The following is a 19,990-nucleotide window of genomic DNA, read 5'->3' on the forward strand; positions in this document are numbered from 1 at the left end:
GATCATGGCTTCATTGCAGATTTCGCAAGGCACGTTTCGTCTTAGCGATACCCGGGTCCTGACCCTGAATCAGGTTGAGCTTCAGCGTGGCGAAAGCTGGGCTTTTGTCGGTGCCAACGGTAGCGGCAAGTCGTCGCTGGCCCGCGCCCTCTCCGGCGAACTTGCGCCGCTTGCCGGCTCGGTCAGCAGTGATTTTCAGCGTCCGACGCGGCTGTCGCTTGAGCAGTTGCAAAAGCTGGTGGCCGATGAGTGGCAGCGCAACAACACTGACCTGCTCAGCGAAGGTGAAGAGGATACCGGCCTGACCGTGGCAGAGGTGATTCAGGCGGAGGTGCAGCAGCCCGCACGCTGTGAGCAACTGGCCAGCCAGTTCGGCATCGATCACCTGCTGTCGCGCCGCTTTAAATACCTCTCTACCGGCGAAAGCCGCAAGACTCTGCTCTGTCAGGCGCTGATGCAGCAGCCGGATCTGTTGATTCTGGATGAGCCGTTTGACGGGCTGGATGTGGTGTCACGCGCCAGCCTGACCGAAACCTTACGCAGCCTGCAGCAGCCCGAATTTACCCTGGTGCTGGTGCTCAACCGGTTTGATGATATCCCTGACTATATTCAGCAAATCGGGGTGCTGGCAGAGTGTACCCTGACCCATATTGGCCCACGGCAGGCGATTTTAGCCGAAGCGCTGGTGGCGCAGCTGGCGCACAGTGAACAACTGCTGGGCATGGCGCTGCCGGAAGCCGATGCGCCGGACCAGCTGCCGTCGCTGGCCGATGATGCGCCGCGCGTGATACTGCGCAACGGCGTCGTCTCTTATCACGATCGGCCGGTGATCGACGGTCTTAGCTGGCAGGTGAATGCCGGCGAGCACTGGCAGATTATCGGTCCGAACGGGGCGGGCAAATCAACCCTGCTCAGCCTGGTGACCGGTGACCATCCGCAAGGCTACAGCAACGATCTGACGCTGTTTGGCCGCCGGCGCGGCAGCGGTGAAACCATCTGGGAGATCAAGCAGCATATCGGCTATGTCAGCAGCAGCCTGCATCTCGACTATCGCGTCAGCGTCAATGTGCTTACGGTGATCCTGTCAGGCTTCTTCGATTCGATTGGTCTCTATCAGCCAGCGTCTGACCGACAGAAGTCGCTGGCCCGGCAGTGGCTGGCGCTGCTCGGCATGACCCCTGCGCAGGCCGATGCCCCCTTCCACAGCCTCTCCTGGGGACAGCAGCGGCTGGTGTTAATTGCCCGCGCGCTGGTGAAACACCCGACGCTGCTGATTCTTGATGAGCCGCTGCAGGGACTTGATCCGATCAACCGCCAGCTGGTGCGGCGCTTTGTCGATGTGCTGATCGGCGAAGGCCGTACTCAGCTGCTGTTTGTTTCGCACCACGCCGAGGATGCGCCGCAGTGCATCACGCACCGTCTGAGCTTTGTTGCCAGCGACGGCCGTTACCACTACCAGCAGCAACAGCTCGGGTAATCCCGCCAGACGCCGGTCAGCCGGCGTCTGCTTTGCCTTCAGGTGTAACCGCTACCATTCCCTTCGCCCTTTTCTGCCAGCCCTACCGACACAATGCCACTAAATGAGAATATTCAGCTTGTGTAAACGATACCATTTATCCAGACTTGATCACGCTTTCGGGCGCGCTGATGTGCTACTTTTTACCGATGCCTTTCTGGCTTTTGACGCTTACCAGGATTCAACATGGAAAAATTTAACCCGGTCGATCACCCGCATCGCCGTTACAATCCACTGATTGATCAATGGATTTTAGTTTCACCTCATCGTGCCAAACGCCCATGGCAAGGCGCGCAGGAGACGCCGGCGGTTAATACCTTACCGGCGCACGACCCTGACTGCTTCCTGTGTGCCGGCAATACCCGCATTACCGGCGACAAAAACCCTGACTATACCGGCACTTATGTCTTTACCAATGACTTTGCTGCGCTGATGACCGACACGCCAGACGCGCCAGAGAGCGACGATCTGCTGATGCGCTGTGAAAGCGCACGCGGCACCAGTCGGGTGATCTGCTTTTCACCGGATCACAGTAAAACCCTGCCGGAGATGTCGCTGAGCGCGCTGGAAGAAGTGGTTCGCACCTGGCAGCAGCAGACGGCCGATCTGGGTCAGCACTACCCGTGGGTGCAGGTGTTTGAAAACAAAGGCGCGGCGATGGGCTGTTCTAACCCACATCCGCACGGTCAGATTTGGGCCAACAGCTTCCTGCCCAATGAAGCACAGCGCGAAGACGACCATCAGCGTGCTTACTTTGACCGACACGGTTCGCCGATGCTGGTCGATTATCTCGCGCGTGAACAGCAGGATGGCAGTCGCACCGTGGTCGAGACCGATCACTGGCTGGCCGTGGTGCCGTGGTGGGCGGCGTGGCCGTTCGAAACCCTGCTGCTGCCCAAAGCGCATATTAAACGCCTGACCGATCTTAATCAGGCGCAGCGCAGCGATCTGGCGAAAGCGATCAAGCTGCTGACCAGCCGCTACGACAATCTGTTCCAGTGCTCTTTCCCCTACTCGATGGGCTGGCACGGCGCGCCGTTCAACGGTGAAGCCAACGATCACTGGCAGTTGCATGCACACTTCTATCCGCCGCTGCTGCGTTCAGCAACGGTGCGTAAATTCATGGTTGGCTATGAAATGCTGGCCGAAACCCAACGCGATTTAACGGCGGAACAGGCGGCGGAACGTCTGCGTTCTGTCAGCGACGTTCACTTCCGTGAGGCACAATAATGAGCTTAAAAACCATCACGCAGCAGGTCTTCTCTGAGACCTTCGGCTATGCGCCTACCCACACCATTCAGGCTCCGGGTCGCGTTAATCTGATTGGCGAACATACCGACTACAACGATGGCTTTGTGCTGCCGTGCGCCATCGACTATCAGACCGTAATCGCCTGCGCCCGTCGTGACGATCGTCAGATTCGGGTAGTCGCGGTCGATTACGACAATGCCGAAGACAGCTTCTCGCTGGATGAAGAGATCGTCAGCCTTGAGCAGCCGATGTGGGCCAACTATGTGCGCGGCGTGGTGAAACACCTGCAACAGCGCCACGCCGATTTCGGCGGTATCGATATGGTGATCAGTGGCAATGTGCCGCAGGGCGCAGGCCTGAGTTCCTCTGCCTCGCTGGAAGTGGCGGTCGGCACCGTGGTGCAGCAGCTCTACCATCTGCCGCTGGACGGCGCGGCAATTGCGGTCAACGGTCAGGAAGCTGAGAACCAGTTCGTCGGCTGTAACTGCGGCATCATGGACCAGCTGATTTCGGCGCTCGGTCAGAAAGATCACGCCATGCTGCTCGATTGCCGCACGCTGGGTACCCGTCCGGTCTCGATGCCGGAAGACATTGCGGTAGTGATCATCAACTCTAACTTCCGCCGTACCCTGGTCGGCAGCGAGTACAACACCCGCCGCCAGCAGTGTGAAACCGGCGCGCGCTTCTTCAACAAGCCTGCGCTGCGTGACGTTGAACTGGCTGAATTTGAGGCGGCGCAGTCGCAACTCGATCCGCAGGTAGCGAAGCGCGTTCGTCACGTGCTGACGGAAAATGCCCGCACGCTGGAAGCAGCAGAAGCGCTGACCCGCGGTGACCTGACGCGTATGGGCCAGCTGATGGCGGAATCTCACGCCTCAATGCGTGATGATTTTGAGATCACCGTTCCACCGATCGATACGCTGGTGGAGATTGTTAAAGCCCAAATCGGCGAGCGCGGCGGCGTGCGCATGACCGGCGGCGGCTTTGGCGGCTGTATCGTGGCGCTGATGCCGCTCGATCTGGTCGATCAGGTGAAAGCTGCGGTGGCGGAGCAGTATGAAGCGCAGACCGGCATCAAAGAGACCTTCTACGTCTGTAAAGCCTCAGCGGGAGCCGGCCCATGTTAAACGACGTCAATTCTCACGCGCCGGACGGCCAGCCGTGGCGCATCACCGTGTTGCGTAATGCGAACGGCATGCTGGTGACATTTATGGACTGGGGCGCAACCTGGCTGTCGGCCCGTGTTCCGATGCAGGATGGCACGGTGCGTGAGGCGCTGCTCGGCTGCGCCACGCCGTCAGATTACCTGCATCAGGATGCCTATCTGGGTGCCACGGTCGGACGCTACGCCAACCGTATTGCCGGCGCGAAGCTGAATAAACTTAACCGGCAGCTGGCGGCTAATCAGGGCCCGCATCAGCTGCACGGTGGCCCGCAAGGTTTTGATAAGCGCCGCTGGCAGATCGTCAGTCAGTCGGAAACCGAAGTGCACTATCGGCTGGATTCGCCCGATGGCGATCAGGGCTATCCGGGCAACCTGATTGCCGATCTGCGCTATCAGCTGGATGACGATAACTGCCTGAGCATTCAGTATGAAGCGCGCTGCGATCAGGCCTGTCCGGTCAACCTGACCAACCATGCTTACTTTAACCTTGATGCGCATCATGGCGACGCGCGTCAGCATCGCTTACAACTGCACGCCGACAGTTATCTGCCGGTCGACAGCGAGGGTATTCCGAATGCGCCGCTGAAAGCGGTGGCGGGCACCAGTTTCGATTTTCGTCAGGCCAAACCAGTGGCGCAGGATTTCCTCGCCGACGACGATCAGCGTGCGGTGAAGGGTTATGACCACGCGTTCCTGCTGAACAGCGCCGGGGACGCCAGTCAGCCCGCGGCAGAACTCTGGTCAGAAGATGGCAAACTGCAGCTCAGTGTCACCACCTCGGCACCGGCGTTGCAGTTCTATTCGGCTAACTATCTGGCAGGCACCCGTGCTCGTGAGCAGGAGAGCTATACTGCTTTTCAGGGCATTGCGCTGGAGAGCGAGTTTTTGCCGGACTCGCCTAATCATGCTGAATGGCCGCAGGCCGATTGCTGGCTGCAGCCGGGAGATCGCTGGGAATCGGTGACGCGTTATCGCTTCACGCCGCGCTGAGTCACCGGCTGAAAAACGCGCAGTGCGTTACCGACAGGCTTACGCGCTGCCCGCTTTTCCGTTATGGTATGGCGCAATTGGCTCGTTGAACGGGCTGGCAGCAGCAGGTTTCCATTCTCACAGAAACATCACAGTATTAAGGAGTTAAGCTATGGCTGTAACTAAGCTGGTTCTGGTGCGACACGGCGAAAGCCAGTGGAACAACGAAAACCGCTTTACCGGTTGGTATGATGTTGACCTTTCTGAAAAAGGTCGTGGCGAAGCCAAATCAGCGGGTCAACTGCTGAAGAAAGAAGGCTTTGTTTTTGATTTTGCTTACACCTCAGTACTGAAGCGTGCTATCCACACCCTGTGGAACGTGCTGGATGAGCTGGATCAGGCCTGGCTGCCGGTCGAAAAAACCTGGCGTCTGAACGAGCGTCACTACGGTGCGCTGCAGGGTCTGGATAAAGCAGAAACCGCCGCTAAGTATGGTGATGAGCAGGTTAAGCAGTGGCGTCGCGGTTTTGCCGTTACTCCACCAGAACTGGACCGTTCTGATGAGCGTTTCCCTGGCCACGATCCACGCTATGCGTCACTGACCCCTGAGCAGCTGCCGACCACTGAGAGCCTGGCGCTGACCATCGATCGCGTGATCCCTTACTGGAATGACACCATTCTGCCGCGCATCAAAAGCGGTGAGAAAGTGATTATCGCCGCCCACGGTAACTCACTGCGTGCGCTGGTAAAATATCTGGATAACCTGAGCGAAGATGAGATCCTCGAACTGAACATCCCAACCGGCGTGCCGCTGGTGTATGAGTTCGATGAAAACTTCAAACCGCTGAAACGTTACTACCTGGGTGATGCCGACGAGATCGCAGCGAAAGCCGCGGCCGTCGCTAACCAGGGTAAAGCCAAATAATTCTGCGCTAAAACGCAAAAAGGCCAGACGTGAGTCTGGCCTTTTTTATGCGCGCTGCCTTCAGCCGCGACGCTGTTTTACCGCTGCCGCTAACTGGCGTAACACTTTATCGGTGTCATCCCAGCCGATGCAGGCGTCAGTGACGCTCTGGCCGTAGACCAGCGGCTCACCGCTCTCGAGGCTCTGATTGCCTTCCACCAGATGACTCTCAATCATCACGCCGACAATTGCCCGCTCGCCGTTGATCATCTGCTGCGCCACATCGTCCGCCACCAGCATCTGCTTCTGGAACTGCTTGCTGCTGTTAGCGTGGCTGAAGTCGATCATCACCTGCTGCGGCAGACCGGCTTTCGCCAGACCGGTTTTGACCTCGCTGACGTGCTGCGCACTGTAGTTTGGCTCTTTGCCGCCGCGCAGAATGATGTGGCAATCGGCATTACCGCTGGTTTCGACAATCGCCGAATGGCCATATTTGGTCACCGACAGGAAGCAGTGCGGTGAACCGGCGGCGTTGATGGCGTCGATAGCCACCTTGATGGTGCCGTCAGTGCCATTTTTAAAGCCCACCGGACAAGAGAGGCCTGACGCCAGCTCACGGTGAACCTGTGACTCGGTGGTGCGGGCACCAATCGCCCCCCAGCTCATCAGATCGGCCACGTACTGTGGGGTGATCATATCTAGGAACTCGCCCGCCGCCGGTAAGCCGCTGTCGTTGATATCCAGCAGCAGTTTACGCGCCAGACGCAGTCCGTCGTTCAGCTGGAAGCTGCCGTCCATGTAGGGATCGTTGATCAGCCCTTTCCAGCCCACCGTGGTACGCGGCTTTTCAAAATAGACCCGCATCACGATTTCCAGCTCGCCTTTCAGTTCGTTGCGCAGCGTCAGCAGGCGAGCGGCGTACTCTTGTGCTGCTTCGGTGTCATGAATCGAGCACGGCCCGATCACCACCAGCAGACGATCGTCCTGTCCCTGTAAAATCTGATGAATCGCCTGACGCGCCTGAGAAACGGTTTCTGCCGCGCGATCGGTCGCCGGGAATTTTTCAAGCAGTGCTACCGGCGGTAACAGCTCTTTGATCTCTTTAATGCGTAAATCATCGTTCTGGTAATTCATACTGATTCCATATTATTTCTGGCCCAGCGCGCGCCGGGCACAACCCGACCAATGTAGCCCGAAGCGTCAGGGGTGTAAATTCCCGCTGCGGGTTAAATGTGCGGGTGATATTTGCATTAATCGGGTAAGCGTCTAGACTTTTTAATGGTAAGCACTGAGGAATGGACTGCTTACCCGATTAAATCACCCTGTTTAAGCCAACCGGCGAATTTTATTTCGTCAGGGATTCTTTTATCCAAACTGCACCTCTGGGCTTGAAGCAGCAACTTCATTAATTAACGGGAGCATAATGATGAAAAAGTTTGCCTTACTCTTTTTAACAGCAGCGATGACACTGAGCAGCGGCGCGGCAATGGCGGCGAGCGGCAACAACGGTACGGCTAACCAGGCTGCCGATGCGGGCGCAGCGGCGGGCGGTGCAAAAGAGAACCTGCCGCCAAATAAAGTGGATAACAGCAATATTAATAATACCGGCACCAACACCAATCCGGCCGCCGCGGGCAGTAACACCAGCAGCGGTAATATGTCTGCAAATGAAATTGACCAGAATAGTCAATGTAAAGACGGCAAATGCCCGAACATTAATAAGAAAGTGCAGACTAAAGAAGGTGGCGGTGACGTTAATACCAAAACCGACGGCACGTCGCAGTAATTCCGTCCGATCAGGAGAGCGCCTGCTCTCCTGTCTTTTTCTCCCCTCCTCTCTTCTCTTCCGCTATGCTGAGCCGGTGAAATTAACAGGGAAACGTTCATGGCCGCATTGCTTCTGATTGATGATCATCCACTGGTCGAGGTCGCCCTTGAGGCTGCACTGACCCAATCGCCGATTCCGATTACGCTCTACCCGGCCAGCAGCGAAAAAGCGGCGCGCCCCTTTCTGTCCTTGCCGCTGGATATTATCGTGCTGGATATTGGCCTGCCGGATGGTGACGGGCTGGAAATTCTGCGTCGCCTGAAAATTCATCTGCCGGATTGTCCGGTGCTGATCTACTCGGCCCAGCAAACCCAGCACACCATGCGACGCGCGCAGGCGCTGGGTGCAGCAGGTTACGTAGTGAAAAGTCAGCGGATGGAGCAGTTACTCAGCGCCATTCTGGCGGTGCTGGGCGGCCATACCGCCTTTCCCGTCATTGAAGATGGCCCGGAGCTGCCGCTGACGCAAAAAGAGCGTCAGGTGCTGGCCTTGCTGGCCAGCGGCTTATCGAACCTGCAAATCGCCGAACAACTGCACATCAGCAACAAAACCGTCAGCACCCATAAAAAGAATATTCTGGAAAAAACCGGTGCCCGTTCGGTGGTGGAACTGGCCGACCTGTGGAAGGCGCAGCAGTGAGATACGCGTTGCTGATTTTGCTGCTGCTGTGGGGCGGAGCACGGGCAGACGTTCGTCCGGTCAGCAGCGTTAACCTGCCAATGATGCTGCCGGTGAATCGCGCCGAAACCATGCAGGGGCGGATGCTGCGCGTCGGCCTGCTGGAAGAGAATAACGCGCCGTGGGCGATGCGCATCGGCAACGATCTGTACGGTATCAATGCCGATTATCTCTCGGCGCTGCGCCAGCTGACCGGTGCCCAGTTCAGCCTGACGCTGTATGCCGATCAGGCGCATCTGTTACAGGCGCTGAACGACGGCCAGATCGATTTTGCCCTCGGTATGCTGGCCGCCCCTTTGCCGGACGGCATCCTCAGCAGTGATAACTGGTTCAGCAGCCCGCTGCGCATCTACCGTAATCAGCAAAATCAGCGTGCGGTGATGTTTAACAGCCAGAATGCCCAACTGGCGATCAGTGACACAACGCTGGCACAGCTGCCGCCGGCGCTGGCGGCGCGTCATCACTGGCGGCGATACAGCAGCGATTTGCAGGCCCTTTACACCCTGCTTAATCAGCAGAACGATTATGTGGTGGCGGACGAGACCAGCGCCGGCTTTCTGTTGAGCCAGCTGCAGCAGGGTCAGATTTATCAGATCGCCTCGCGGATAGAAGCCGGACAGGTCAATCTGCGTGCGGTCAGCCGCGATCCGCAACTGATTGGCTGGATTAATCAGAGCCTGCGTCAGCTGCCTGCCGAACTGATGAATACTCTTCAGGCGCGCTGGAGCAGCATTCTGCCGCGCTATCAGGATACCCAGACCCTGATGCTCAGCCCGGATGAGCGGGCGTGGATTGCTGCCCATCCGCGCGTGCGTTACACCGCCGAGCCGGATAACTATCCGTGGAGCTATCGCGACAGCACCGGTACGGCGCGCGGCTATGGGGTGGAACTGCTGAAAGTGATTGCCCAGAGTACCGGGCTGCAATTTGAGCCGGTGTGGGTCAGCAATCCCCGCCAGGCCGCCACGCTGCTCGGTCAGCAGCAGGCGATGCTGCAGCTGATGCAACCGCTTAACGGTGATGCCATGCAGAGCACCTCGCTGCCGGTATGGCGCGCGCTGTGGGGCATCTACAGCATCCAGCCCGACACCCTGACGCACTGGCGCGATCTGCGCGGTAAACGCGTCGGAGTGTTGCAGGACGATCTGGCGCAGCGGCTGCTGCCTGACGATCTGCAGCCGCAACGCTTTACCGATCGCAACAGCCTGTACGATGCGCTGGCTAAAGGACAAATCGATGCGCTGGTCGATAATGTGCTGTCGGCCCGCTGGCGCATCGCCAGCCGCAACGACGTCCGTATCCATCTTGCCTTTGCCGCCAGCGATATCGCCTGGCCGATCGCGCTGGGCGTCACGTCCGACCAGCCAGTGCTGCGCGCGCTGCTGGATCGGGCGCTGCAGCAGATCCCGGCAGAAACCCAGAGCCAGATGCGGGACAGCTGGTCGACGCCACCGCAGCCGGGCAGCGTGATGGTGATGGGCTCCTTACCGATGATGGTGCTGGCGATTGCCGGGGCGGCGATCGCCTTGCTGTTGCTGTTACTGGCCCGCCGTTACTGGCAGCAGCGCCGTGAACGCCAGCAGCGAGAGCAGGCGGAGCGCGCCAATGCGATGAAAAGTCAGTTTCTGGCGACCGTCAGCCATGAGCTGCGCACCCCGATGCAGGCGATCCTCGGGCTGCTGGAACTGGAAAAGCAGCAGCACAGTAGCCAGAATCTGACGCTGCTGCACAGCAGCGCGCAGTCGTTGCTGACCCTGCTTAATGACCTGCAGGATCACGCGCGAATTGAGAGCAACAGCTTCACCCTGTCACCGCGTCCGCTGGCTCTGCCGCAGTGGCTCGAACAGCAGCAGCATTTTTACCATCCGTTAATGCGCGCTGACGGACCGCGGCTGGTGGTTGACGCACTGACGCCATTGCCTGAGGCGATCCTGATCGATGCTGATCGGTTGCAGCAGGTAGTGAATAATCTGATGACCAATGCGCTGAAGTTTACCCGCCACGGTGAGATCCGCCTGACCCTGGCGGCCCGGCAGCAGCTGGAACTGACGGTCAGCGACAGCGGCAGCGGTATTCCAGCCGATGAGCAGCAGAAGCTGTTCGATCCCTGGTATCAGGCGCCGTCCGGTCGATCGGTTTCGGTGCAGGGCAGCGGTCTTGGGCTATTTATCTGCCGTGAAATGGTGCTGCGCATGGGAGGCGATATCCGGCTCAGCTCTCAGCCCGGCCACGGTACTCAGGTCACCGTCACACTGCCGCTGCAACCCTGCGAACCGGTCAGCCACAGCAGCGAGTCCACCCTGCCCGGTTATCCTCAGCTGCGCGTGGCGATTGTGGATGATCATCCCACCAATCTGCTGGTGATGCAGCAGCAGCTGGCGCGCTTTGCTATCAAGGCTGACATCTTCGAACAGGGACGCGATCTGTTGCGGGCCGATGCGCAACAGCCGTATGACCTGTTATTTATCGATCAGATGATGCCGCGCCCTGACGGTACGCTGCTGCTGCGGCTGTTGCGCCGTCGTGACCGCCAGCGTGGCCGCCAGGCGATGCGGGTGCTCTGTTCAGCCGACGCCCAGCTGCTGACACAGCCGCTGGCGGCGGGCGAGCGGGTGCTGATCAAACCGGTGCAGTTATCCGACCTCAGTGCGCTGCTGGCCGAGTGGCAGGCCGATCCGCTGGCGGCGCTGGATGACAATCTGTTGCGGCTGGCGCAGCACAACGACAAGTTTCTCGGCCGCCTGAGCCAGACGCTGCGCGACACGGTGAGCCAGGATCTGGCGCGGCTCACCACGGCGCGCGAGCAGTCGGACCCGCACGGATTAGCGGAAGCCGCTCACCGGATGAAAGGCAGCTGGTTACTGGTGGGACTGGAGGAAGGCGCGCAGCTCAGCCAGCAGCTGGCGGAACAGGCAAAACAGCATCAGGACACGTCTGAAACGTGGCGATTACTGATATTATTGACTAACAGGTTACTGAAAAAACTGGATTCTTATGGCACACATCCACACTCATAGCGGGCAGGATAGTAATCGCACCCGTCTGGCGGCCGCGTTTGGCGTCACCACCCTGTTTATGGTCGCCGAAGTGATTGGCGGCTGGTTGTCTGGCTCGCTGGCGCTGCTGGCCGATGCCGGTCATATGCTGACCGATGCCGCCGCGCTGCTGATGGCGCTGCTGGCAGTGCAGTTTGCTCGCCGCAAACCCAATGCCCGCCATACCTTTGGCCTGCTTCGCCTGACCACGCTGGCCGCGTTTGTCAATGCGCTGGCCCTGCTGGCGATTACCGCGTTGATCGTCTGGGAGGCGCTGCGTCGCTTTGCCGATCCGCAGCCGGTGACCGGCGGACTTATGCTGGGTATCGCGATCGCGGGTCTGCTGGCCAATATCCTGTCGTTCTGGTTGCTGCATCACGGCAGCGGAGAGAAGAATCTGAACGTGCGCGCCGCGGCGCTGCATGTGATGGGCGATCTGCTGGGATCGGTGGGTGCTATCGTGGCGGCGGTGATTATTATGCTGACCGGCTGGACGCCGATTGACCCAATCCTGTCGCTGCTGGTATCGCTGCTGGTGCTGCGCAGCGCCTGGGCGTTGTTGCGCGAAAGCCTGCAGGAGTTACTGGAAGGTGCGCCGCGTTCGCTGGATGTCACCCGACTGATCCGCGATCTGACGCTCAATATTGCCGAAGTGCGTAACGTGCATCATGTACATCTGTGGCAGGTCGGCGAGAAACCGCTGCTGACGCTGCACGTGCAGGTGATCCCACCTTACGATCATGACGCGCTGCTGCACCGTATTCATGATTATCTGCAGCAGCACTATCAGATTGCGCACGCCACCGTGCAGATGGAGTACCAGCCGTGTGCCGGTGCCGAGTGCGAACTCGGCATGAACAGTGGCTCAGCGGCCAGTCACGTCCATCATGACCACAGTCACGCGCCGGGTGAGCATCACGCTCACTAAGACGATAGCGCGCGGGAACCCTGTTGCCGCGCGCTGCGAATCCACATCCGCGAACCGTTCAGCGCAATCAGCGTCAGAATTACATATTCCAGCGACATCGCATACACACCCTGACGCGCAAAAATCATTACGCTAATCACGTTGATGATGACCCACAGCAGCCAGTTCTCGACATATTTGCGCGTCATCAGGATCATCGCCGCAATCGACAGCACCATCATGCAGGAATCCCAGAACGGGAACGCATCCGGTTGCAGCGCTGGCATCGCCACCGCCAGTCCGAGACCGTTCATCAGCGTTACCGCCGCCCGCGTCAGCAGCGCAAACACCGGATCGATATAGCGCGTCATCAGCGCAATCGCGATGATGCAGCCGGCTGCCCAGGCCAGTGCTTTGGGTAACGGCAGCCAGCGAATCTTCAGCGCCGCCTGATGGTCATCCGTCTGCCGACTCCAGGCGTACCAGCCATAGAGATTGGCGACGAAAAAGAACAGCTGCAACAGCAGGCTGGCATAGAGCTGGATTTGAAAGAAGATCACCGCAAACAGCGTGACGTTAATCAGGCCAAACGGATAATTGACGATCTTTTCCAGGCTGGCGAGCCAGATACAGAGTAAACCCGCCAGGGTGCCAATCGCTTCAATCCACGAGAGGTCGTAACCGCCCGCACCGAGCGGAATATGCACCAGAATATTGTGCGTGCTGAAGAAATCCATGGCTGGCACCTGTCAAAGAAACGCCTCAGGCGTTTCCTTTCACGTTGAGTTTAAGATCTGCTGCAAAGGATAGCATGCGATTAAGCGGCAGCAATGCGGTCTCTCGCAGGTCATCGGCAACCTGAACCTGATGATCTGCCCCACCCGACTCCAGCGCCTCTGCAATCGCCCTGAGGCCGTTCATCGCCATCCACGGGCAATGTGCGCAGCTGCGACAGGTTGCTCCTTCTCCGGCGGTCGGCGCTTCCAGCAGCTCTTTTTCCGGAACCGCCTGCTGCATTTTATAAAAGATGCCGCGATCGGTCGCGACGATCATTTGCGGATGCGGCAGCGATTTCGCCGCCTGAATCAGCTGGCTGGTAGACCCCACCGCGTCGGCCAGATCGACAATCGCCTGCGGCGACTCGGGATGCACCAGCACCGCCGCCTCAGGATAGAGCGCTTTCATCCGCTGCAACGCCTGGGTTTTAAACTCGTCATGTACGATGCAGGCACCCTGCCAGCACAGCACATCCGCGCCCGATTTTTGCGTCACGTAGCGGCCAAGATGGCGATCCGGTGCCCAGATGATTTTCTGGCCGAGGCTGTCGAGATGTTCAATCAGTTCAACCGCGATGCTGGAGGTCACCACCCAGTCGGCGCGCGCTTTCACCGCCGCAGAAGTATTGGCGTAGACCACCACGGTACGATCGGGATGGGCATCGCAGAAGGCGTTGAACTCCTCAATCGGGCAGCCCAGATCGAGGGAACATTCGGCCTGCAGCGTCGGCATCAGCACGGTTTTCTCCGGGCTGAGGATTTTGGCGGTTTCTCCCATGAAGCGTACGCCTGCCACCAGCAGGGTCGTCGCCGGATGGTTACTGCCGAAGCGCGCCATCTCCAGCGAGTCGGAGACACAGCCGCCGGTCTCTTCCGCCAGCGCCTGAATTTCCGGGTCGGTGTAGTAGTGCGCCACCATCACGGCATTGCGTGCTTTCAGTAACGCTTTGATTTTCTCACGATAGGCCGCCTTTTCATCATCAGTCAGTCGGGCAGGCTTGGGCGGGAAAGGGTAAACGGCGCTCTCGGGATCGAACATCACACTCATGACACAGCTCTCGTTTTATCTAATTAACGAAAATGGCCTGTTAAGGCGACATATGGCGTTGTTCCCGCCATCGTGTTTTATATGCTAAACACGATAGCGGAAATGTGTCGGTGTGTCGTGGAGTTTTTGTCTGCAACCGCACGCTATTGCGCTTCAGCCCGGCTGCTTTTCCTCTGCCAGCGTCAGCGCGGCCTGAGGTGCTTCCAGCGCCAGCAAAAAGGCTTTAATCTCCAGCCCTCCCGCGAAGCCGGTCAGTTTACCGTTGGCACCGATTACCCGATGGCACGGTGCGATAATCGAAAGCGGATTACGGCCATTGGCAGCCCCAACTGCACGCACCGCCAGCGGATGACCGATCTCGCGAGCAATCTGGCTGTAGCTGCGGGTTTCGCCAAACGGAATCGTCACCAGCGCCTGCCAGACTTTTTTCTGAAAATCGGTACCGACAAAGTCGAGCGGCAATTCGAAAAAGCGCCGTTCGCCGGCAAAATATTCCATCAACTGTCTGGCCGTTTCCTGTAACACCGGGTGTTCATCGTGACGGGTTTGCGGCAAAAACCGGGTACGTTTCGGATCGTCGTTTTCCCACAAAATACCGACCAGACCGCGATCGCTGGCGACCAGCTTGAGTTCACCGACAACGGTGACGATAGGTTTGAAGTAATACATGCTGATTCTCCGCTCACATATTCAGCAGCGATTATCGCACTTTTTATCGGCCGCGCTGGCTGTTTTCGGTCATGGCGATAAACTGTTGTGCTGTCCGAAAACAGCCAGTCTGCAGGTTCATTCCGGCGTAGGCTGCGCATTATTTGCCGGAGAAACGCCATGCTCGATCCCGAAATTGCCTACCAGGCGCTGACCTCACGTGATACCCGTTTTGATGGGGTGTTCTTCGTCGGCGTGACCTCAACCGGTATCTATTGCCGCCCGATCTGCCCGGTGAAAGCGCCGATGCAGAAAAACTGTCTGTTCTTCGGCAGCGCCGAAGCCGCTGAAAAAGCCCGATTCCGGCCCTGCCTGCGCTGCCGCCCGGAGCTGGCACCCGGAAATGCGCCGGTTGATCATGCCCATCGCATCGCCGATCGGCTGGTGCAGCGCATTGAGGAAGGTGTGCTGGAGCAGCATGAAGGGCTGGATGAGATTGCGGCAGAGTTCGGTATCAGCGCACGTCAGCTGCGGCGGATTGTGCAGCAGGAGCTGGGCGTCTCGCCGCTCGAGCTGAAGCAGACGCGTCGGATGTTGCTGGCAAAGCAGCTGCTGACCGAGACCCGGCTGCCGATTATTGACGTGGCCTATGCCAGCGGCTTTGGCAGTCTGCGGCGCTTTAATGATGTATTCCAGGCCCGTTACCGCATGACGCCCGGTGCCTTGCGTAAGGAGACGCTGCCGGCGGCGCAGCTGCAGCCTGGCGATACCATGCGGCTGCGGCTCAGTTATCGTCCCCCTTATGACTGGCAGGCGATGCTCAGCTTTTTGCAGCTCCGCCTGATGAAAGAGATTGAGGCGGTTGAAGATGGCTGCTACCGGCGCACCGTGGCGCTGGGCGACTACCGCGGCTGGGTCAGCGTGTCGCATCTGCCGGCAAAACAGGCGTTGCAGGTTGAGTTCACCAGCAGCTTAACGCCGGTGTTGCCGGCCCTGCTGCGTCGGCTGCGCGATCTGTTCGATCTCAATGCGCAGCCACAGCGAATTGCGGCGCATCTGCAGCAGGACCCGCTGCTGGCGCAGAGTCTGGCTGATTATCCCGGCCTGCGGGTACCCGGTGCCTTTAACGGGTTTGAGATGGGCGTGCGGGCGATACTCGGTCAGCAGATTACGGTGAAAGCCGCGACCACGCTGAGCAGCCGTTTTGCCCAGGCGTTTGGTGAAGCCTGCGTGACACCGTTCGCCGATCTGTCACGCTACTCAGCCCGCCCGGCGACGATCGCGCAGACCTCACTGGATGAGATTGCCCGCCTCGGGATAGTCAGCGCCCGCGCCAGGGCGATTCAGGCCTTTGCCAGCGCCTGTGCTGCGGGTGAGCTACGGTTCAATGCCACCCTGTCGCCTGAGGCGATGATGGCGCGGCTGATGAGCTTACCGGGCATCGGACCGTGGACCGCTCACTATATTGCGATGCGCGCCCTGCGCTGGCCGGATGCCTTTCCTAAAGAAGACATTGCGGTACGCAATAATCTGGGTGGCCTGACGGCCGCCGAAGCGGAGGCGCGCTCGCAGTCGTGGCGGCCGTGGCGCAGCTACGCGGTAATGCATATCTGGAAGAGTCTGTCGGTGGCGAAAGCGCAGAAAAAACCGTGACGGACAGGATGGGGGATAAATCTGCTCGCAACCAATTAGTTCAACGCGCAGGGAATACGGTCAGAAGAGGATGGCGCGGGCAGTCCGGATAAAAACGCGAAGCGTTGGCCCGGCAACGCACGCCCGCCCTGCGGCTGATGCTGCGGCAGGTTCTCATCCGGCAGGTTTAACTCTGTGCCGCAGAAACGAAAAAAGCGCCTTAAAGGCGCTTTCTTCTTAATTGGTGGGTCGTGCAGGATAAGCCGTGCCCCATCCGGGACCACGCCCTGCGGGTGATGCTGGCGCATCAGCCTGAATCGCTCCCGGCGATTCAGTCGAACCTGCGGCAGGTTCTCATCCGGCAGGTTTAACTCTGTGCCACAGAAACGAAAAAAGCGCCTTAAAGGTGCTTTCTTCTTAATTGGTGGGTCGTGCAGGATTCGAACCTGCGACCAATTGATTAAAAGTCAACTGCTCTACCAACTGAGCTAACGACCCGCTGGGGGCTTACAACCCTTCACTGCGCCAGGCGCCCGAAGTAAGATGGTGGGTCGTGCAGGATTCGAACCTGCGACCAATTGATTAAAAGTCAACTGCTCTACCAACTGAGCTAACGACCCATCTTAGGTTGTGAAGCAATGCTGAAGCGGTATCCTGAAAGGGCACGCAAACAAAACGCGCGTCTGACCGGAGATGGTGGGTCGTGCAGGATTCGAACCTGCGACCAATTGATTAAAAGTCAACTGCTCTACCAACTGAGCTAACGACCCATCTTCAGGCTTGCCAGACACGTTTGCAATGTGTCCCGGCAACGGCGGCATATATTACTGATTTACTGAGGTAGCGCAACCCTTATTTCTGCTAAAAGCTTCAATTGCTTACCTTTCATACGGCAAGACCAGAAATCACACGATATCCGGTCTGAACCGTACAGATTACATACTTGCCAGACGTTTTTGCGCCTGTTTGGCAGAATCGGTATTGGGATAAAGTTTAATCACCTGCTGGTAAACCGCTTTGGCTTTCGCCGTGTCGTTTTTCTCCTGCATGATGACGCCCACTTTCAATAACGCCTCTGCGGCTTTCGGCGACTTCGGATAGTTTTTCACCACCGTGGCATAATAATAGGCCGCGTCGTCCTTTTTGCCTTTGTTGTAATTCAGCTGTCCCAGCCAGTAATTGGCGTTCGGCTGATAGGTCGAATCAGGGTAACGTTTTACCCATGCCTGAAGCGCACTGATCGCCTGGTCGTACTGTTTCTTCTCCAGAATCAGCGCAACAGCCGCATTGTAGTCGCTGTTCGCATCGCCGGTCTGGGCCGGTGCGCTGCCCGTCGCTGCCGCCGCACCCGCGCCTGCTGCTGCGCCTGCATCGGCTGAAGCATCGCCGCTGGCCGCCTGCTGACCGCCGCTGTTGCTGCTGCTCAGGCTGTCAATCTGCTGGTAGAGCTGCTTCTGACGCTCAACCACCTGATTCAGCTGATACGAGTTTTGCTGGATTTGCCCACGCAGCGAGTCGATATCACGTTGGTTATCGCTCATCTGCTGTTGCAGTTGTTGCAGCAGCTGTGCCTGGGCATTAGAGATTCGTTCAAGAGTGGTGACACGGTCTTCGACCGAGCCGGAGCCAACGCTACTGATTGACGCTTGGGCATTAGCGGCCCAGGGGGCCGCTACGCCAATCAGTAACGACAGACTCAACAGGTGATGTCTGAAGTTACTAACCATGAGATTCTCTTAGTAGACCAGTACGGCACGACGGTTTTTAGAATACGCTGCTTCGTCATGACCCAGAACGGCTGGCTTCTCTTTACCGTAAGAAACGATAGACATCTGATCGGCCGAAACACCTTTGCCTTGCAGATACATTTTAACCGCGCTGGCGCGACGTTCGCCCAGGGCGATGTTGTATTCCGGCGTACCGCGCTCATCCGCGTGACCTTCGATAGTCACTTTGTAAGATGGGTTGCTACGCAGGAAAGCAGCATGCTGATCCAGCATCTGAGCGTAATCAGACTGAACGTCATATTTGTCCAGACCGAAGTAGACGATGTTGTTCTGCTGCAGCTGTTGCATCTGCAGACGCGCCTGCTCGTCAGAAGACATGTTGCCGCCGTTGCCGTTCATGCCAGAATTTGCACCGTAAGCGCCATCAGCACCCATGCCAGTCTGGTCATTGTTGTTGTTTTTGTGTGAGCTACAAGCCGCTACTGCCAGAACCGGCAGAGCCAGCATCAAACCCTTCAGCACTTTGTTCAGTTGCATTTCAAAAATCCCATTATTGTTTATTGTTTGTGATGTCTGTTAAGTCAGACATTACAGATACGGCGACCAGGCAGGAAATTTTACCTGTCCATCAGTTGCCGGAAGACGCGCTTTGAAACGGCCGTCGGTTGAAACCAGCTGCAGCACGGAACCCATCCCCTGAGTAGAGCTATAGATTACCATTGTGCCGTTCGGTGCCAGGCTCGGCGTTTCATCCAGGAACGTGTCCGTTAACGTTTGAACGGCTCCCGTTTCCAGATCCTGTTTGGCGACGTGTTGCGCACCGCCACTGGTGCTAATCATCACCATTGATTTTCCATCGGTGGCAACGTCCGCATCCTGGTTCTGACCGCCTTCCCAGGTAATGCGTTGTGGCGCGCCGCCGTTGATACCTACTTTATAAATCTGAGGCGCACCGGCCTGATCCGAGGTGTAAGCCAGCGTCTGGCTGTCCGGGAACCAGGTCGGTTCAGTGCTGTTATAGCGGCCATCGGTGACCTGACGGGTCTGACCTGACGCCAGATCCATCACGTAGAGGTTAAGGCTGCCAGTTTTAGACAGGGCAAAAGCCAGCTTCGAACCATCCGGCGAGAAGGCCGGAGCACCGTTGTGACGTGGATAAGAAGCAACCTGACGGATAGCACCGTTAGACAGCGTCTGTACCACCAGCGCTGACTTGCCGCTTTCGAAGGTGACGTAGGCCACTTTGCTGCCGTCTGGCGACCAGGCCGGTGACATCAGCGGCTGCGGTGAACGGTGAACCACAAACTGGTTGTAGCCATCGTAATCCGCGACGCGCAGTTCATACGGGAACTGACCGCCGTTGGTCTGCACCACATAGGCGATGCGGGTGCGGAACGCCCCTTTAATGCCGGTCAGTTTCTCAAAGGTTTCATCACTGGCGGTGTGCGCAGCATAGCGCAGCCACTGTTTAGTCACCTTATAGGAGTTCTGTGCCAGTACTGTGCCTGGCGCAGCGCCGGTATCGACTAACTGGTAAGAAACCTGGTAACTGCCGTCCGGGTTGGACTGCACCTGACCCACCACCACGGCATCAATGCCGAGCGCGCTCCAGGCAGCAGGCTGTACTTCCTGCGCGCTGGTTGGCTGCTGTGGCAGACGTGAGCGATCCAGCGGGTTGAATTTGCCGCTGTTGCGCAGGTCAGCCGCCACGATGCCGCCGATATCTTCTGGCGCAGCGCCAGCACCGGCCCATTTAAACGGCACCACGCCAATCGGACGTGCAGTATTCACGCCCTGGGTGATCTCAATTCGAACTTCTGCATGCAGCACGGCTGCCCACAGCAGGATAAAAAAGCCTAACGTAACGCGAAGAGCTTGCTTCATTTTATCTCCCTTATCTGAACCT

General features: G+C 58.1%; 18 protein-coding genes and 3 tRNA genes. 10 read left to right on the forward strand and 11 right to left on the reverse strand.

The features are described from left to right. The first annotated feature begins 4 nt into the window (after positions 1-4). From modF to gpmA, 5 genes are all read left to right on the forward strand, one after another. Positions 5-1,477, forward strand: a complete 1,473-nt coding sequence (gene modF, locus FHW04_RS02045; RefSeq protein ID WP_089561133.1) for a molybdate ABC transporter ATP-binding protein ModF — start codon at positions 5-7, stop codon at positions 1,475-1,477. Positions 1,478-1,702: 225 nt separating this feature from the next. Next, a complete protein-coding gene (gene galT / locus FHW04_RS02050; RefSeq protein WP_031376837.1) occupies positions 1,703-2,746 on the forward strand; it encodes a galactose-1-phosphate uridylyltransferase in 1,044 nt (347 codons plus the stop codon). Beyond that, positions 2,746-3,894: a galactokinase gene (gene galK, locus FHW04_RS02055; RefSeq protein WP_031376836.1), complete on the forward strand. Its 1,149-nt coding sequence runs from the start codon at positions 2,746-2,748 to the stop codon at positions 3,892-3,894. Before galT ends, galK begins: the two co-directional genes overlap by 1 nt. Further along, positions 3,888-4,922 carry a galactose-1-epimerase gene (gene galM, locus FHW04_RS02060; RefSeq protein WP_031376835.1) on the forward strand — a complete coding sequence of 345 codons (1,035 nt, stop codon included), beginning with the start codon at positions 3,888-3,890 and terminating at the stop codon, positions 4,920-4,922. The genes galK and galM overlap by 7 nt, the downstream gene beginning before the upstream one ends. 151 nt (positions 4,923-5,073) lie before the next feature. Beyond that, positions 5,074-5,826, forward strand: coding sequence for a 2,3-diphosphoglycerate-dependent phosphoglycerate mutase (gene gpmA, locus FHW04_RS02065; protein ID WP_089561134.1), 753 nt, complete (start codon positions 5,074-5,076; stop codon positions 5,824-5,826). A gap of 60 nt (positions 5,827-5,886) precedes the next feature. Here the strand turns inward: gpmA and aroG are convergent, their stop codons facing one another. Beyond that, positions 5,887-6,939 (reverse strand): 3-deoxy-7-phosphoheptulonate synthase AroG, encoded by a 1,053-nt coding sequence (gene aroG / locus FHW04_RS02070; RefSeq protein WP_179420045.1) that lies wholly within the window; start codon positions 6,937-6,939, stop codon positions 5,887-5,889. Positions 6,940-7,228: 289 nt separating this feature from the next. Here aroG and FHW04_RS02075 point away from each other — a divergent pair, with 289 nt between their 5' ends. From FHW04_RS02075 to zitB, 4 genes are all read left to right on the forward strand, one after another. After that, entirely contained in the window at positions 7,229-7,591 is a 363-nt protein-coding gene (locus tag FHW04_RS02075; RefSeq protein ID WP_031376832.1) for a YbgS-like family protein, read from the forward strand. 99 nt (positions 7,592-7,690) lie between these two features. Next, complete coding sequence (locus FHW04_RS02080) at positions 7,691-8,272, forward strand: response regulator transcription factor (protein ID WP_031376831.1); 582 nt, start codon at positions 7,691-7,693, stop codon at positions 8,270-8,272. After that, positions 8,254-11,328, forward strand: a complete 3,075-nt coding sequence (locus FHW04_RS02085) for a hybrid sensor histidine kinase/response regulator (RefSeq protein ID WP_179420046.1) — start codon at positions 8,254-8,256, stop codon at positions 11,326-11,328. Before FHW04_RS02080 ends, FHW04_RS02085 begins: the two co-directional genes overlap by 19 nt. Continuing rightward, positions 11,306-12,274 (forward strand): CDF family zinc transporter ZitB, encoded by a 969-nt coding sequence (gene zitB, locus FHW04_RS02090; RefSeq protein WP_089561135.1) that lies wholly within the window; start codon positions 11,306-11,308, stop codon positions 12,272-12,274. Before FHW04_RS02085 ends, zitB begins: the two co-directional genes overlap by 23 nt. On the opposite strand, the gene pnuC is transcribed toward zitB, so the two are convergent. The 3 genes from pnuC to FHW04_RS02105 all read right to left on the reverse strand — a co-directional run bounded on the left by pnuC (position 12,271) and on the right by FHW04_RS02105 (position 14,746). After that, entirely contained in the window at positions 12,271-12,990 is a 720-nt protein-coding gene (gene pnuC, locus FHW04_RS02095; RefSeq protein WP_069728042.1) for a nicotinamide riboside transporter PnuC, read from the reverse strand. The two genes, zitB and pnuC, sit on opposite strands and share 4 nt — an antisense overlap. A gap of 25 nt (positions 12,991-13,015) precedes the next feature. Next, a complete protein-coding gene (nadA, locus tag FHW04_RS02100) occupies positions 13,016-14,077 on the reverse strand; it encodes a quinolinate synthase NadA (protein WP_089561136.1) in 1,062 nt (353 codons plus the stop codon). A gap of 153 nt (positions 14,078-14,230) precedes the next feature. Continuing rightward, complete coding sequence (locus tag FHW04_RS02105) at positions 14,231-14,746, reverse strand: methylated-DNA--[protein]-cysteine S-methyltransferase (RefSeq protein WP_031376826.1); 516 nt, start codon at positions 14,744-14,746, stop codon at positions 14,231-14,233. 159 nt (positions 14,747-14,905) lie between these two features. Here FHW04_RS02105 and FHW04_RS02110 point away from each other — a divergent pair, with 159 nt between their 5' ends. Further along, positions 14,906-16,378: an AlkA N-terminal domain-containing protein gene (locus tag FHW04_RS02110; protein ID WP_089561137.1), complete on the forward strand. Its 1,473-nt coding sequence runs from the start codon at positions 14,906-14,908 to the stop codon at positions 16,376-16,378. Between the two features lie 35 nt (positions 16,379-16,413). Here the strand turns inward: FHW04_RS02110 and FHW04_RS02115 are convergent, their stop codons facing one another. From FHW04_RS02115 to tolB, 7 genes are all read right to left on the reverse strand, one after another. Next, on the reverse strand, positions 16,414-16,665 hold the full coding sequence (locus tag FHW04_RS02115) for a hypothetical protein (RefSeq protein ID WP_089561138.1): 252 nt from the start codon (positions 16,663-16,665) through the stop codon (positions 16,414-16,416). Between the two features lie 114 nt (positions 16,666-16,779). Further along, a tRNA-Lys gene (locus tag FHW04_RS02120) sits at positions 16,780-16,855 on the reverse strand. A 46-nt stretch (positions 16,856-16,901) separates the two neighbouring features. Beyond that, positions 16,902-16,977 (reverse strand) — tRNA-Lys (locus FHW04_RS02125). A 74-nt stretch (positions 16,978-17,051) separates the two neighbouring features. Beyond that, positions 17,052-17,127, reverse strand: a tRNA-Lys gene (locus tag FHW04_RS02130). 165 nt (positions 17,128-17,292) lie between these two features. Then, the gene (gene cpoB / locus FHW04_RS02135; RefSeq protein WP_046288452.1) at positions 17,293-18,084 is read right to left on the reverse strand and encodes a cell division protein CpoB; all 792 of its coding nucleotides are present in this window, start codon (positions 18,082-18,084) and stop codon (positions 17,293-17,295) included. Positions 18,085-18,093: 9 nt separating this feature from the next. Next, positions 18,094-18,621, reverse strand: a complete 528-nt coding sequence (gene pal / locus FHW04_RS02140) for a peptidoglycan-associated lipoprotein Pal (RefSeq protein WP_031374834.1) — start codon at positions 18,619-18,621, stop codon at positions 18,094-18,096. Between the two features lie 51 nt (positions 18,622-18,672). After that, positions 18,673-19,968: a Tol-Pal system beta propeller repeat protein TolB gene (gene tolB, locus FHW04_RS02145; protein ID WP_031374833.1), complete on the reverse strand. Its 1,296-nt coding sequence runs from the start codon at positions 19,966-19,968 to the stop codon at positions 18,673-18,675. Positions 19,969-19,990 lie beyond the last annotated feature (22 nt).

The organism is Pantoea sp. AN62 (genome assembly GCF_050432985.1).
GTDB lineage: Bacteria > Pseudomonadota > Gammaproteobacteria > Enterobacterales > Enterobacteriaceae > Pantoea > Pantoea brenneri.